Source organism: Nocardioides sp. InS609-2 (assembly GCF_023208195.1).
Classification (GTDB): Bacteria; Actinomycetota; Actinomycetes; order Propionibacteriales; family Nocardioidaceae; genus Nocardioides.
In genome coordinates this window covers 2,745,275-2,757,763 of record NZ_CP060034.1, presented here as the reverse complement: position 1 = coordinate 2,757,763, position 12,489 = coordinate 2,745,275, and the positions used below count along the sequence as shown (strand labels likewise).

Annotated in this window: 15 protein-coding genes; 4 read left to right on the top strand and 11 right to left on the bottom strand. The window is 69.3% G+C overall.

Annotation, left to right across the window (positions count from 1 at the left end; translation table 11 throughout):
• Positions 1–34: 34 nt before the first annotated feature.
• The gene (locus tag H4Q84_RS14280) at positions 35–787 is read left to right on the top strand and encodes a hypothetical protein (RefSeq protein ID WP_248579759.1); all 753 of its coding nucleotides are present in this window, start codon (positions 35–37) and stop codon (positions 785–787) included.
• 18 nt (positions 788–805) lie between these two features.
• Here H4Q84_RS14280 and H4Q84_RS14275 read toward each other — a convergent pair whose 3' ends face one another.
• The 3 genes from H4Q84_RS14275 to H4Q84_RS23210 form a co-directional block, all read right to left on the bottom strand.
• The gene (locus H4Q84_RS14275) at positions 806–2,923 is read right to left on the bottom strand and encodes a DEAD/DEAH box helicase (protein WP_248579758.1); all 2,118 of its coding nucleotides are present in this window, start codon (positions 2,921–2,923) and stop codon (positions 806–808) included.
• Between the two features lie 201 nt (positions 2,924–3,124).
• The gene (locus H4Q84_RS14270; protein WP_248579757.1) at positions 3,125–3,394 is read right to left on the bottom strand and encodes a hypothetical protein; all 270 of its coding nucleotides are present in this window, start codon (positions 3,392–3,394) and stop codon (positions 3,125–3,127) included.
• A 70-nt stretch (positions 3,395–3,464) separates the two neighbouring features.
• Complete coding sequence (locus H4Q84_RS23210) at positions 3,465–3,920, bottom strand: YbaB/EbfC family nucleoid-associated protein (RefSeq protein ID WP_282580245.1); 456 nt, start codon at positions 3,918–3,920, stop codon at positions 3,465–3,467.
• On the opposite strand from H4Q84_RS23210, the gene H4Q84_RS14260 reads away from it, so the two are divergent.
• A complete protein-coding gene (locus H4Q84_RS14260) occupies positions 3,919–4,449 on the top strand; it encodes a hypothetical protein (protein ID WP_248579755.1) in 531 nt (176 codons plus the stop codon). The two genes, H4Q84_RS23210 and H4Q84_RS14260, sit on opposite strands and share 2 nt — an antisense overlap.
• Here the strand turns inward: H4Q84_RS14260 and H4Q84_RS14255 are convergent.
• From H4Q84_RS14255 to H4Q84_RS14240, 4 genes are read right to left on the bottom strand one after another with little or no spacing between them, the layout of a single operon-like run.
• Positions 4,446–5,198 carry a 2-phosphosulfolactate phosphatase gene (locus H4Q84_RS14255; protein WP_248579754.1) on the bottom strand — a complete coding sequence of 251 codons (753 nt, stop codon included), beginning with the start codon at positions 5,196–5,198 and terminating at the stop codon, positions 4,446–4,448. The two genes, H4Q84_RS14260 and H4Q84_RS14255, sit on opposite strands and share 4 nt — an antisense overlap.
• Positions 5,199–5,226: 28 nt before the next feature.
• Complete coding sequence (locus tag H4Q84_RS14250; RefSeq protein ID WP_248579753.1) at positions 5,227–6,081, bottom strand: hypothetical protein; 855 nt, start codon at positions 6,079–6,081, stop codon at positions 5,227–5,229.
• On the bottom strand, positions 6,081–6,395 hold the full coding sequence (locus tag H4Q84_RS14245) for a hypothetical protein (RefSeq protein WP_248579752.1): 315 nt from the start codon (positions 6,393–6,395) through the stop codon (positions 6,081–6,083). Before H4Q84_RS14245 ends, H4Q84_RS14250 begins: the two co-directional genes overlap by 1 nt.
• Positions 6,392–6,775, bottom strand: coding sequence for a YbaB/EbfC family nucleoid-associated protein (locus tag H4Q84_RS14240; protein ID WP_248579751.1), 384 nt, complete (start codon positions 6,773–6,775; stop codon positions 6,392–6,394). Before H4Q84_RS14240 ends, H4Q84_RS14245 begins: the two co-directional genes overlap by 4 nt.
• An 88-nt stretch (positions 6,776–6,863) precedes the next feature.
• On the opposite strand from H4Q84_RS14240, the gene H4Q84_RS14235 reads away from it, so the two are divergent.
• Positions 6,864–7,418 (top strand): hypothetical protein, encoded by a 555-nt coding sequence (locus H4Q84_RS14235; protein WP_248579750.1) that lies wholly within the window; start codon positions 6,864–6,866, stop codon positions 7,416–7,418.
• Positions 7,419–7,427: 9 nt separating this feature from the next.
• On the opposite strand, the gene H4Q84_RS14230 is transcribed toward H4Q84_RS14235, so the two are convergent.
• Genes H4Q84_RS14230 through H4Q84_RS14220 form a run of 3 tightly spaced genes read right to left on the bottom strand, consistent with a single transcriptional unit; the run spans position 7,428 to position 10,860 of the window.
• The gene (locus H4Q84_RS14230) at positions 7,428–7,898 is read right to left on the bottom strand and encodes a universal stress protein (protein WP_248579749.1); all 471 of its coding nucleotides are present in this window, start codon (positions 7,896–7,898) and stop codon (positions 7,428–7,430) included.
• Between the two features lie 15 nt (positions 7,899–7,913).
• Positions 7,914–9,851 (bottom strand): M13-type metalloendopeptidase, encoded by a 1,938-nt coding sequence (locus tag H4Q84_RS14225; protein ID WP_282580244.1) that lies wholly within the window; start codon positions 9,849–9,851, stop codon positions 7,914–7,916.
• 43 nt (positions 9,852–9,894) lie between these two features.
• Positions 9,895–10,860: an NADPH:quinone oxidoreductase family protein gene (locus tag H4Q84_RS14220; RefSeq protein WP_248579748.1), complete on the bottom strand. Its 966-nt coding sequence runs from the start codon at positions 10,858–10,860 to the stop codon at positions 9,895–9,897.
• Between the two features lie 158 nt (positions 10,861–11,018).
• Between H4Q84_RS14220 and H4Q84_RS14215 the strand changes: the two genes are divergently transcribed.
• Complete coding sequence (locus H4Q84_RS14215; RefSeq protein WP_248579747.1) at positions 11,019–11,771, top strand: hypothetical protein; 753 nt, start codon at positions 11,019–11,021, stop codon at positions 11,769–11,771.
• A 46-nt stretch (positions 11,772–11,817) separates the two neighbouring features.
• On the opposite strand, the gene H4Q84_RS14210 is transcribed toward H4Q84_RS14215, so the two are convergent.
• Positions 11,818–12,486 carry an SRPBCC family protein gene (locus H4Q84_RS14210; RefSeq protein WP_248579746.1) on the bottom strand — a complete coding sequence of 223 codons (669 nt, stop codon included), beginning with the start codon at positions 12,484–12,486 and terminating at the stop codon, positions 11,818–11,820.
• Between the last annotated feature and the right edge of the window lie 3 nt (positions 12,487–12,489).

Genomic DNA, 12,489 nt, shown 5'->3' with positions numbered 1-12,489 from the left:
GTGTTCTCATACCGACACATCTTCGGGGGGACACATGCGACGGTTCAGCACGGTCACACTGGTTGCCGGGCTGATGCTCGGCTTCACCGCCTGTGCGGGCGGAGGTGCGCCCGACCACGAAGCCGCGCAGTCGACCGAGCCCGTGCCACGTCCGAAGCTCTCGGAGTTCTACGCCACCGCTCTCGATGACATGGCGGAGCTCGAGACTCTCCGGCTCTCGGGATGGTTCACCGACGACGGGCAGCGCATCGACGTGCAGATGCAACTGAGCAAACGCGGCGACTGCCACGGGAACTTGCAACTGGGTGACACCGGCTCCTTCGACCTGATCGGAGTCGACGACGAGTACTTCCTGAAACCTGACGCGACGTTCTGGCGTAGCCAGGTGGGCGCTCGTGCCGACAAGGTCATGTCGCTCGTGGACGACCGATGGGTGAGCGTCCCCGCCGACATGGGTAAGGCCTTCCGCCGCTTCTGCGACCTGGGCAGGTTCCTGGACGGCCTGGCCAAGCGCTCGCCCGACAGCTCGAAGGCGACGGGACAACCCCAAGTGATCAATGACGTCGACGCGTGGCTGTTCCACGAGACGTCAGGCCACGACATACCGCCGCCCATGTACTGGATCTCGGCAAACGCTCCGCACCAGATCCTCAAGATAGACAACCCGTACGGTCCGGCCTCCGACGCCTACGAGCTGGCCGGCTTCGACGAGCAGCTCGACGCCGCTCGACCGGCCGACACCGACATCGTCGACCTGGCCGACCTTATGGGTTCTGAAACAGTCTGAGACCTGACCGCCCACGGCTCAGCTCTGCGTCCCGAGCGCCAGCGGGAGTACGACGGTCGCGCCGGCCGCCTTGAGGGCTCGCGCGGCCAGGGTCATCGTCCAGCCGGTGACCACGAGGTCGTCGACGAGCAGCACCGGGCCGGCGGGGACGTCGGCGTCGAGGCCGAACCGGCGGCTGACGGCGGCGACCCGCTGGGCGGAGTTCATCGCACCCTGCCCGGGGCGCACTTCGGGGTCGACGATGGCGTAGCGGCCGACCACCGGGATCTGCATGACCCTGGAGATGCCCTCGGCCAGGTCGCGGGTCAGGGTCGGCCGGGTCGCGGACTCGACGTGCGCGATCGCCTGCGGACGCTCCGGCCACTCGGCCGCCCAGTCCTTCATCACCTCGAGCAGGGCGCGAGCCAGGCGGGGCGGCACCGGACCGTCCGTCACGTCGCCGGGTCGGAACAGGTCACGCAACGCCTGGCCGTGGCCGAGGTCGGTGAGGCGGGCGATGGTGCGGCCCTCTGCCGCGCCGCCGGAGATCTTGCCCTTGAGGTCGAGGCCGAGGGTGGCGAGCCCGGACGGCCACATCTTACGCGGCTCCAGCACGACGCCCGGGCGGCTCAGCCGCTCGTGCGCCTCGGAGACAGACGCCTCGGAGACAGCGCTCGACAGGGTCATGCCGCCGCAGTTGTCGCACCGGCCGCACGGCTCGGAGGCGGGGTCGTCGAGCTGGTCGCGGAGGTACTGCATGCGGCACCGGTCGGTGTCGAGGTAGGCCAGCATCGCCTGCTGCTCGCGCTCGCGGGCCTCGGCGACCCGGGCGTAGCGGTCGGCGTCGTAGGTCCACGGCTGCCCGGTCGAGGTCCAGCCGCCCTGCACCCGTCGGGCTGCGCCGTCGACGTCGAGCACCTTCAACATCGTCTCGAGCCGGTTGCGGTTGAGCTCGACGTACGTCTCCAGGGCCGCGGTGCTCAGCGGCTTATGTGAGCCGGCCAGCACCTCGAGCGTCTGCCGCACGAGCTCCTCGCGAGGGAACGCGAGCGAGCCGAAGTAGGCCCAGATGTCGCGGTCCTCGATCGCCGGCAGCAGCACGACGGTGGCGTCATCGGTGCCTCGGCCGGCACGGCCGACCTGCTGGTAGTAGGCCACCGGAGAGGCCGGTGCGCCGAGGTTGACGACGAACCCGAGGCTCGCGTCGAAGCCCATTCCGAGCGCGCTCGTCGCGATCAGCGCCTTGACCCGGCCGTCGACCAGCGCCTGCTCGAGCGCCTGCCGCTCGGTCGTCTCGGTCTGGCCGGAGTAGGCCGCGACCTCGTGCCCGCGCGAGCGCAGGTAGTCGGCGACCTCCTGCGTCTGCGCGACGGTCAGGCAGTAGACGATGCCCGACCCCGGCTGCTCGGCCAGGTGGTCGGCCAGCCAGGCGAGCCGCTGCTCGGCGGTCTTGAGGCGGACGACGCCCAGCCGCAGCGACTCGCGGTCGAGTGAGCCGCGCAGCACGAGCACGTCCTTGCCCAGCTGCTCGGCCACGTCGTCGGTCACCCGGGCGTTGGCGGTGGCCGTCGTGGCCAGCACCGGGATGCCGGCGGGCAGGTCGTTGAGCAGGGTGCGGATGCGCCGGTAGTCGGGCCGGAAGTCGTGGCCCCAGTCGGAGATGCAGTGCGCCTCGTCGATCACCAGCAGGCCGGCGGTCGCCGCCAGCCGCGGCAGCACCTCGTCACGGAAGCCCGGATTGTTGAGCCGCTCCGGGCTCACCAGGAGCACGTCGATCTCGCCGGCGTTGATCGCGTCGTGAATCGGCTGCCACTGCTCGATGTTGGTGGAGTTGATCGTGACCGCCCGGATGCCGGCCCGCTCCGCGGCGGCGATCTGGTTGCGCATCAGGGCAAGCAGCGGCGACACGATGATCGTCGGCCCGGACCCCTGCGCTCGCAGCAACAACGTGGCGACGAAGTAGACCGCCGACTTGCCCCAGCCCGTGCGCTGCACCACGAGCGAACGGCGACGGTCGACCGCGAGCGCCTCGATCGCCGACCACTGGTCGTCGCGCAGCCGGGCGTCGTCACGTCCCACCAGCGCGCGCAGGTGCTCCTCGGCAGCGCGGCGTACGGCCGTCGTCTCGGCGGTAGTCACGGTCTCGGTGTCGGGCATGGGCCCTGTCTATCAAGCGCTACCGACAAGGCGGTGTCCCGCATCCACAGGGCCCTGATGGACACCTCTCGTGACAACCGAGAGCTCTTCGACAAGTCGGGTCCATCGACCCGCTGCTGACACATCCTCTACCGCGACGCGTTCGCGACGTTCGTCGGTGACGCGGACTCGGACGAGAGCACTCAGCGGGAGTAGTGGCGATCAGGGGTTGTTGATGCCGGTGGCGCCCTTGCCCATGGAGAAGCCGAAGTCCAGGGCCGTCTCGACCGGCAGGCTGGCGCCCTCGACGACGTACTTCGACAGCGTCTTGGTGGCCGACTCCATGGCCGGACTGATCTTGCCGAGCAGGGCCGCCATCTTGTCGAGCGAGGAGGCCAGCGCCTTCATGAAGGTGCGGCACTTCTCGATGATCGACTTCGCCTTGGCGATGAGGCCGGCCAGGCAGGCCGGAGCAGCGATGCCGAGGGTCATGACGGCCTTCGCTGCCTCGTCGACAAGAGCGCCGACGAGGTCGGAGAACAGGCCCTGGATGAAGTCGCGATCACATCTCCTCGTAGCCGAAGCGGTCGCGGTAGCTGTCGACGAACATCCGCGTGGCCGGCGACTCCTCGCCGTAGATCTCCGTGCCGAGCTCGTCGATCCGGAAGCTCAACCGGCGCCGGGCCTGCGCCAGCGCGGCCATCACGTCGGCGCCGAGCTCAGTGGCTGAAGCGGCGTGGAAGTCGTCGTCGAAGCGCACCTCGATCACCTGGGCCGATCCGTCGACCACGACGGTCACGAGACCATCACCCGACTCGCCGGGCACCTGGAGGTGCTCACTCTTCGAGGCGAACTCGGCTGCCTGGCTCAGCCTCGCTAGGAACTGTCGGCCTTCTCGTCGATGGACGCCAGCACGGCTTCCAGTCGCGACATACTCATCTGTGGAATCTCCTTCAAGCCCGCGTGGTCGCGGTGCTCCCCCCTCGCTAGTACCCCCGACACTATGCTTCCCACACATGTCGACTGGACTCGGGACCGAGCTCCCTCAACGCGGTTTGTTCGTGTGGGGCGGGCTGATCTGTGCGCTGTTCTTCGCGTGGCCCACGTTCCTCGCGATGCGCAAGGCGGCCTCGGTCCGGGAGACCGGGCCGGCCGTCGGCGCGTGGGTCATGGCCGCGGCTCTGCTGGTGCTCGTGGTCCTGCTGCCCCTGGGTCTCGCGTGGTTCTTCAACCGGCTGCACATCTACGTCTCCGACGACGCGGTCACCGGCACCTTCGGTGGCAACGTCCGCACCCAGGTGCGCTTCCAGGACGTCACGCAGGTCGAGATCGGCACCAGCGGCGGCTTCGGGGCGGCGACCAACACAGCGGTGACCGTCAGCGGGACCGACCCGTCCGGCAAGCCCGTCGAGATCAACGCCTCGCGTGCGTTCGTGACAACGCTCGAGCCCCTGCTCGAGCACCTGGACCGAGAGGCCCGCACCCGGCCCGAGATCCTGGGCGACCAGCGCGCCGAGTTCGAGAAGGCTCTCGCCGAGTCCCGCTAGGTCGCCCGGAAGGCGTCCCCGTCGAGCACCGGCACGACCTCGCTCGCGGCGTACTCACCCGCGATGCGTACGTCGTCGTCGAAGCCACCGCTGCTCAGCTCGACCCCGCCCGCGCATTTCGCCAGCTCCTCCGCAAGCACCGGCTCGACCGCGCGGAAGGCAGCGGCCGCGACCCGGGCCTCGGGGCTGAAGCCGGTCTCGTCGAGCCCGGCGAGCACCGCGCCGGCACCCCAGAGGTCCTCGACCGCCGGGCGGAGGGACCCGTCTAGCCACCGCTCCCCCGCGGGTACGACGGCGACCCGCGCGCCGTCGGCGACGTACGGCCGCAGCCAGGCCGCGACGGCGGGTGCGTTGCGCAGGCAGGCACCCACGACCCGGGCTCCCGACTCGGCGAGCAGGAAGGCGATGGTGGAGCCGTTGGGCGAGGGCAGCACGATGCGCCCGACCCCGGTCACCTGCTCCAGCGAGGCCGGCGAGAGCGATACCTGCCCGGTCCGGCCGGCCGCCTCGAACCTCCCGATCGCGAGGACCGCGTCGCGCGCCGCGGCGTACGCGACGGCGGCGTCGTCCTGCCAGCGGTAGGGAAAGACGGTCATCCCGTGCTCGACCGCCACCGACAGCGTGGTGGTGAAGGAGAGCACGTCGACGACGACAGCGATGTCGGCGCCGCCGCCGATTGCGGCGGCGCCAGTGGGGCCCCACTCCATCCGCAGTGGGTACGACGACTGGTCGTGGCCGGGCTTGTGCACAGCGCATTCGACCACAACGCCAGCCCGATCAGGTGTCGTCGGATCCTGACACGCCCTTGCCCAGGGAGATCGCGAAGCTGACGGGCATGTTGGCGCCGTTGCGGCAGATGTCGGCGAGCAGCTTCGTCGAGGACTCCAAGGCCGGGCTGATGTCGGCAAGCAGCTTGGCCATCTTGTCGAGCGACGTGGCCAGTGCCTTCATGAACGCCTGGCAGCGCTGGACGACGCTCTTGGCCTTGGCGATCAGACCGCCCAGGGCAGACGGCGCAGCGATGCCCAGGGTGAGTGCCGACTGCGCGATGGCTCCGGCCGCGTCCCCGACGATGTCGGAGAACAGTCCCTGGATGAAGTCGCGGACTCCCGCCAGGAGGCCACCTGCCACGGTGATGCCGGCACTCACGCCGTACGACACCTTGGACAGGCCCTCGATGACACCGGCGAGGGCGTCGGCGGCGAGGCGGTAGGCGTCGATCGCCAGGCCGGAGTAGCCGGCCGCGTCGGCACTCGCGAGCTGGCTGTACTCGGGACCCAGGGAACCGAGGTGGTCGCCGATGTTGCTCCAGGTCTGGGATGAGGCCTTGATGACGCCGGGGTCACCCAGCAGCTCGTCGAGCCAGTCCTGCAGGGGACCGCAGTGTTCGAGGATCCAGTTGATGACCATCGAGCAGACCGAGCCGAGCGGGTTGAGGATCATGCCGACCACGTCGATGGCCGCGCTGACACCGTTGATCGAGCCCTCGATCCAGTCACCCCTGCTGAATGCGGTGGCCGAGTCGGCGGCACCGTCGACCATCTTCAGACCGTTGGTGCCGTTGGCGAAGCTGTCGAAGTTGGTGACCCAGCCACGGTCGGTGTTGCCGGGCTCGACGACGAGTGAGCTCATCAGAGGCTCCCCTTCATTGCGGTCCAGAAGTCGGTCACGGCGCCCTCGACGAAGCTGAAGGTGTCGGCCATGCCCTTGATGGACTCGGAGGTGTCGCCCAGGGCCCCCTCGATCGACTCGGTCGACAGGACACCCGCGCCCTGGAGCGGCGCCATGAACGGGCCGACGAGCATCGAGCCGATGCTGCCGAACATTTCGGAGGAGAAGCTGACCTGATGGGCGGCGGCCGTGGCCTGACCGGCCTTGTCGGACAGACCCCGGACGCGGTGCGCGTGCTGGCGCATTGCCTCCGGGTCGACGTCGAAGCCACTCATTCGGGAACCTCCTCGTAGCCGTAGCGGTTGCGGTAGGACGTGGTGAACGCCTCGACCGCGGGCGAGCCCTCGCCGTAGATCTCGGCGCCGAGCTGGTCGATGCGGAAGCTCAGCCGGCCCTGCGCCTGGCGCATCGCCTCCATCACACTGCCCGCCAGCTGTGCGGCCGTCGCGTCCGTGAAACCGTCGTCGATGACGAGGGACTGGACCTGACCGGTGCCGTCGACCGAGACTCGGGCGAGCCGATCCTCGGACTCGCCCTCGACCTCGAGGTGCTCGCTGCGGGAGGCGAACTCGGCGGCCTGGTCGAGCTTGGTGAGGGCCGAGTCGGCCTTGGAGTCAATCGAGGCGAGCACGGCCTCGAGTCGCGAGATGGACATGGTCCTCATCCTTGCTTGGTGGGTGTCGCGCGTCGCCGTCGGGCAGGCGCGGCTCAGGAGACTGCCCACCAACGTATGCTCCGCAAACATGGATGCCGGACTCGGAGCCGAATTGCCGCAACGCACGAGCGTCGTATGGCTCCTGCTCGCCTGCGGGCTCGTCTTGGTGATCCCGACCTTGCGCATGGTCGGAAAGGCACTCGCCGAGGACGCGATGCCCGCGCTACTCGTGGGCTGGGGCATGACCCTGGTCGTCTTCCTGCTGTTCGTCGTACTGCCTCTGTACTGCGCGTGGAATCTCCACCAGCGCCACTACGTCGTCTCCGACACCACGGTGACGCGCCTGAAGGGCGACACCCCCACGCAGACGATGGCCTTCGCCGACGTCGAAGAGGTCCGGGCCCGTTTCGAGGGCGGGCTCGGCGCCGCAACCCCCGAGTGGTTCAACCAGGCGGTGGTCATGATCGGCACCGACAAGTCCGGTGAGCGCCGCCAGCTGCGGGTGTCGAAGGTGTTCGTGGAGTCCTTGCACCCGTTGTTGGAGCGCCTCGCCGAAGAGGTCGACCGACGACCCCAGCTGCTCACCAGCGACGCCGAGCGTGAGCTGTTCGCGAGCGCCCTGTCGGACGCCCGAAAGGGCTGAAGACCGGCGTCAGCGCTGCTTGGTGGGTACGACGATCACCGGGCACGGCGAGTTGCGCATGACCTGGTCGGCGGTCGATCCGAAGCCGAGGCCGCGGAAGCCGCCGGCACCGCGCGAGCCGACCACCAGCATCTCGGCGCCCTGCGCCGCCTCGAGCAGTCGGGCGGACGACTGCCCGTGGGCGACGTGCAGCTCGACCTGGCACCCGGCGGGTAGGTCGAGCTTGGCGAGGTCGGCCTCCAGCGCGTCGCGGACGGCCTTCTCGAAGTCGGCGCGCGGCGGGATGTAGCCGCGCTCCATCGTGGCGGGCCGGGGCGCGTTGGTGAGGCTCCACGCCCGCAGCACGTGCAGCGGCACGTGCAGCCGGGCGGCGAGGCCGGCGCTCCAGGCCAGCGCCTGACCGGATGCCTTCGATCCGTCGTGGCCCACCAGCAGTCCGCCGTCGACCCGGACTACCGGTTCCTCGTCGTGGTCCTTCATCGCCGTCTCCTCAGTTCACCAGATACGCACACGCTGGTCGGGGTCGAGCCACAGCTCGTCGCCGGGCGCGGTCTCGAAGACCTCGTGGAACTCGTCGAGGTTGCGCACGATGTTGGCGCGGAACTCCGGCGGCGAGTGCGGGTCGATGGTGAGGTACTGCTGCTCCTGCTCGAGGCGGCGCTTGGTGCGCCAGCAGTAGGCCCAGTTGAGGAAGACGGTGCGGCGGTCCTCGACCGTGGCCTCGCCACCAGAAGCGATGAGGTACGCCGTGTGGCCGATCGCCAGCCCGCCGAGGTCGCCGATGTTCTCGCCGACGGTCAGGGCGCCGTTCACCTTCTCGCCGGGCAGCGCGCGGGGAGAGAATCCGTCGTACTGCTCGATGAGCGCCTTCGACTTCACCTCGAACGCGGCCTTGTCGTCGGCGGTCCACCAGTCGTTGAGGTTGCCCTCGCCGTCGTACTGCGCGCCCTGGTCGTCGAAGCCGTGGCCGATCTCGTGGCCGATGACCGCCCCGATGCCGCCGTAGTTCTCGGCCTCGTGGGCATCGGGGTTGAAGAACGGCTTCTGCAGGATGCCGGCCGGGAAGCAGATCTCGTTGGTGCCCGGGTTGTAGTAGGCGTTGACGGTCTGCGGCAGCATGAACCACTCGTCACGGTCGACCGGCGAGCCGATCTTCGCGAGCTCGCGGGCGGTCTCGAACGACGCCGCCGCGGCCACGTTGCCCATCAGGTCACCGGGAGCGATCTGCAGGTCGGAGTAGTCGCGGAACCTGACCGGGTAGCCGATCTTGGGCCGGAAGGTCTTGAGCTTCTCGAAGGCGCGCTGCTTGGTCTCCTCGCTCATCCAGTCGAGCTTGGCGATCGACTGGCGGTAGGCCTCGAGCAGGTTCGCGACCAGCTGGTCCATCAGCTCCTTCGACCGCGGCGGGAAGTGCCGAGCGACGTACTCCTTGCCGAGGGCCTCGCCGAGGGCGCCCTCCACGAGCGACACCCCGCGCTTCCAGCGCTCGCGCAGCTCGGGGGTGCCCGACAGGGTGCGGCCGTAGAAGTCGAAGTTGGTCTCGACAAGGTCGTCGGTGAGGTACGGCGCGGCCGAGCGCAGCACCCGGACCATCAGCCACGACTGCCACGCCTCGATCGGGGTGGCGCCGAGCACGGCGTTGAGGTGCTCGAAGTACGACGGCTGCCGCACGCACGTCTCGGCGATCGTGTCGGTGGTGCCGCCGAGGTTGGTGATGTAGGCGTCCCAGTCGAACGCCGGCGCCAGCGCCTTGAGCTCGTCGATCGTGGTGAGGTTGTAGGTCTTGAGCACGTCGCGGGTGGCCGAGCGTTCCCAGTGACCCTTCGCCAGCTCGGTCTCGAGGTCGAGCACCTGCCGGGCGGTCTTCTCAGCTTCGGGCCGGTCGCCGAGGTCGAGCAGACGGGCCAGGTAGGCGACGTACTTGTCGCGGATCTCGGCGAACTTGTCGTCGCGGTAGTAGCTCTCGTCGGGCAGGCCGAGCCCGCCCTGGGTCAGGTTGAAGAGGTAGCGGTCGGACTTGCGGGCGTCCGTGTCGACGTACGAGCCGAAGAGGCCGTTGCCGCCGACCCGCTCGAACTCGCCGAGGAACGCCGCCAGGTCGCGGATGTCACGCAGCCCGACGACGGCCTTGACCAACGGCCGGATCGGCCGGGTGCCGAGCTTGTCGACGGTGGCGGTGTCCATGAAGGAGGCGTAGAGGTCGCCGATCTTGCGGGCCTCCTCGGTCGCGCCCTCGCCGGCCGCCAGCTCCTCGATGATGATCCGGACCTGCTCCTCGGCGGTGTCGGCCAGCGACACGAAGGGTCCCCAGCTCGACTTGTCGCTCGGGATCTCGGTGGTCTGGAGCCAGCTGCCGTTGACATGGCCGAAGAGGTCGTCCTGCGGCCGGATGTCGTGGTCCATGCCCGGGCGTGCGTCGTCAAGAGTGCTCACGCCCGCCACCCTAACTATTCGGTGGGTGACGACGCGTGCTAGATCAGCGGACGTGGACCACGGTCTTGCCGAGCGCCCGCCGCTCGTCGATGTCGATGAGGGCCTGGCCGTAGTCCACGAGAGGGTACGTCGCGCCGATCGGCGGCTTGATCGTGCCGTCGGCCAGCATGGGCTCGATCGCCGCCCACTGCTCGTGCATGTAGCCCGGCCGGACCATCGCGTAGGCGCCCCAGCCGACGCCGCGCACGTCGACGTTGTTGAGCAGCAGCCGGTTGACCTTGACCTCCGGGATGCCCTGGCCGGCGGCGAACCCGACGACCATCACCCGGCCCTGCGGGGCGAGGGAGCGCAGTGCGTCGGTGAACGCGTCACCACCGACCGGGTCGACGACGACGTCGACACCCTTGCCACCGGTCAGCTCATGGGCGGCGTCCTTGAAACCGTCGAGCAGGATCACCTCGTCGGCGCCCGCGTCCCGCGCCACCTGGGCCTTGGCGTCGGTGGAGACCACGGCAATCGTGCGGGCGCCCAGGCCCTTCGCGACCTGGAGGGACGCCGTACCCACTCCGCCGGAGGCGCCCAGCACCAGCACCGTCTCGCCCGGCTCGAGCTCGGCGCGCTCGGCCAGGGTGAAGTGGGCGGTGAGGTAGTTCATCGGCAGCGCCGCGCCCTCGTCGAAGCTGACGTGGTCGGGCAGGTGGAACGTGGAGATCGCGGGGTTCGCTACCAGCTCCGCCGCTCCGCCGTACGGCGCGACACCGGCCACCCGGTCGCCCGGCTTGAACCCGTCCGGACCCGACACCACCACGCCCGCGAAGTCGGCGCCGAGCGTGAACGGCGGCTCGGGCTTGAGCTGGTACTGCCCACGGCTGAGCAGGAGGTCGGGGAAGGCGGTGCCGACGCTGTGCACCTCGATGAGTACGTCGTCGAGTCCGGGCGTGGGCTCGGGGACGTCGCGGATCTCGAGGTCGGACGGGCCGGTGGTCGTGATCACCTGTACTGCGCGCATGGCAGCGAGCCTAGGTGGTCGAGATCCGCGGTTCTCGGCCTCGTGCGCCGTCTAGGAAGTTGGGATCGCTTCGAACACCATCGTGACTCGGGCCACGAACGCCGCTCCGCGGCGTGGGTCAGCGCGGGCACGACCGCCATCAAGGAGAGAGATCCATCGTGACGAAGCACATCACTCGCAGTGTCGTGGGGACTGTCGCAGGGATGCTGCTCGCAGCGCCACTCGCGCTCATGTCCCCGGTATCTGCGGCACCCGCCCATCGGCTCGTCGGAGAGGCTTCGCTGTCCATCCCGGACGTCGTCATCTACTCGGGCGCCTGCGCGGAGCACCCGCTCACCTACAGCGTCGCCCCCGACCCCGCCTTCCCGAACTCGTGGAACCTGAAGACCGACGTGTTCCGTCCGGACGGCTCCAACTCCTCCTACGGCTTCATCGGCTCGACGACGGGCACTCCGGCGCCCTCCACCGGGTCGGCCACGATGCAGTACTGCGGCAACCTGGACGCGCCCGGCACGTACACCGCCAGCACCCGGTTCCAGTACGAGACGCGGAACAGCTTCCAGACGGTGATCTTCAGCACGAGCCTGGTAGTCCGCTACCCCGCCACCCAGACCTCGCTGGCGATGAAGAACAAGGTGAAGAAGGGCAGGCGGGTGACGGCCAAGGTCACCACGCTGGCCGAGCGGCCCGGCTCGTACGTCCCGGCGAAGGGCTCGAAGGTCAGGGTGCAGTTCCTGAAGGGCCCTGCCTGGAAGAACATCAAGCGCGCGACGGGCAGGATCGGCAAGAAGGGCAAGGCGTCGATCACGTTCAGGTTCCCCGCGAAGGGCGACACTCAGCTGCGCGCCGTCACGACGAAGTCGCCGAACGCGACGCCGTCCACCTCCGCCGTGATCGTCCGCAAGGGCTGAGCCGCGTGCAGGGGTCTCGATACGCTCGAGCGGGTGTATCGAGACCTCACCTGGCGATCAGCCGCCAGACGATGACGATCCCGACCAGGGCGCCGACGGCCTGCTTCCAGTACGTCTTCGCCAGGATGGGTAGCACCGCCGCGCCCAGATCGAGAGCCTCCGGCTGGGCCGGAGGTGGCTTCTCGACCCGCGGGGGAGGCGCAGCGGTGGGCGCTTGGGCGGACGCGGCCAGGTCCGCGATGGGAGTCGCGGCGGCGGCAGGCGCCGGCCCGCGACCCATCAGCCGCTGCTCCAGGCAGGCCACGAACTGCCCGAGCAGCTTGTCGGAGACGTCCTGCATGACGCCCCGGCCGAACTGGGCCGGCTTGCCGGTGATGGCCAGGTCGGTGTCGACCGCCACGTCGGTCGCGCCGTCGGCATCGGTCATGGAGACCGTGACGTGGGCGCCCGCCGTACCGTTGCCGCGCTTGTCCTTGCCCTTGGCGTCGACGACGAAGCGGTGCGCCGCCTCGTCCTTCTCCACGAAGTTGCCGGAGCCGTTGTAGACCAGCGCGATCGGGCCGAGCTTGACCTTGACCGAGCCCGAGAAGCTCGTCTCGTCGGCCTCCGTCACCTGGGCGCCCGGGAAGCACTCGGCCACCGAGGCGATGTCCTGGAAGTGTGCCCAGGTCTCCTCGACGTCCGTCGGGACGGTGAACCTGTGGTTCAGCTCCATCCG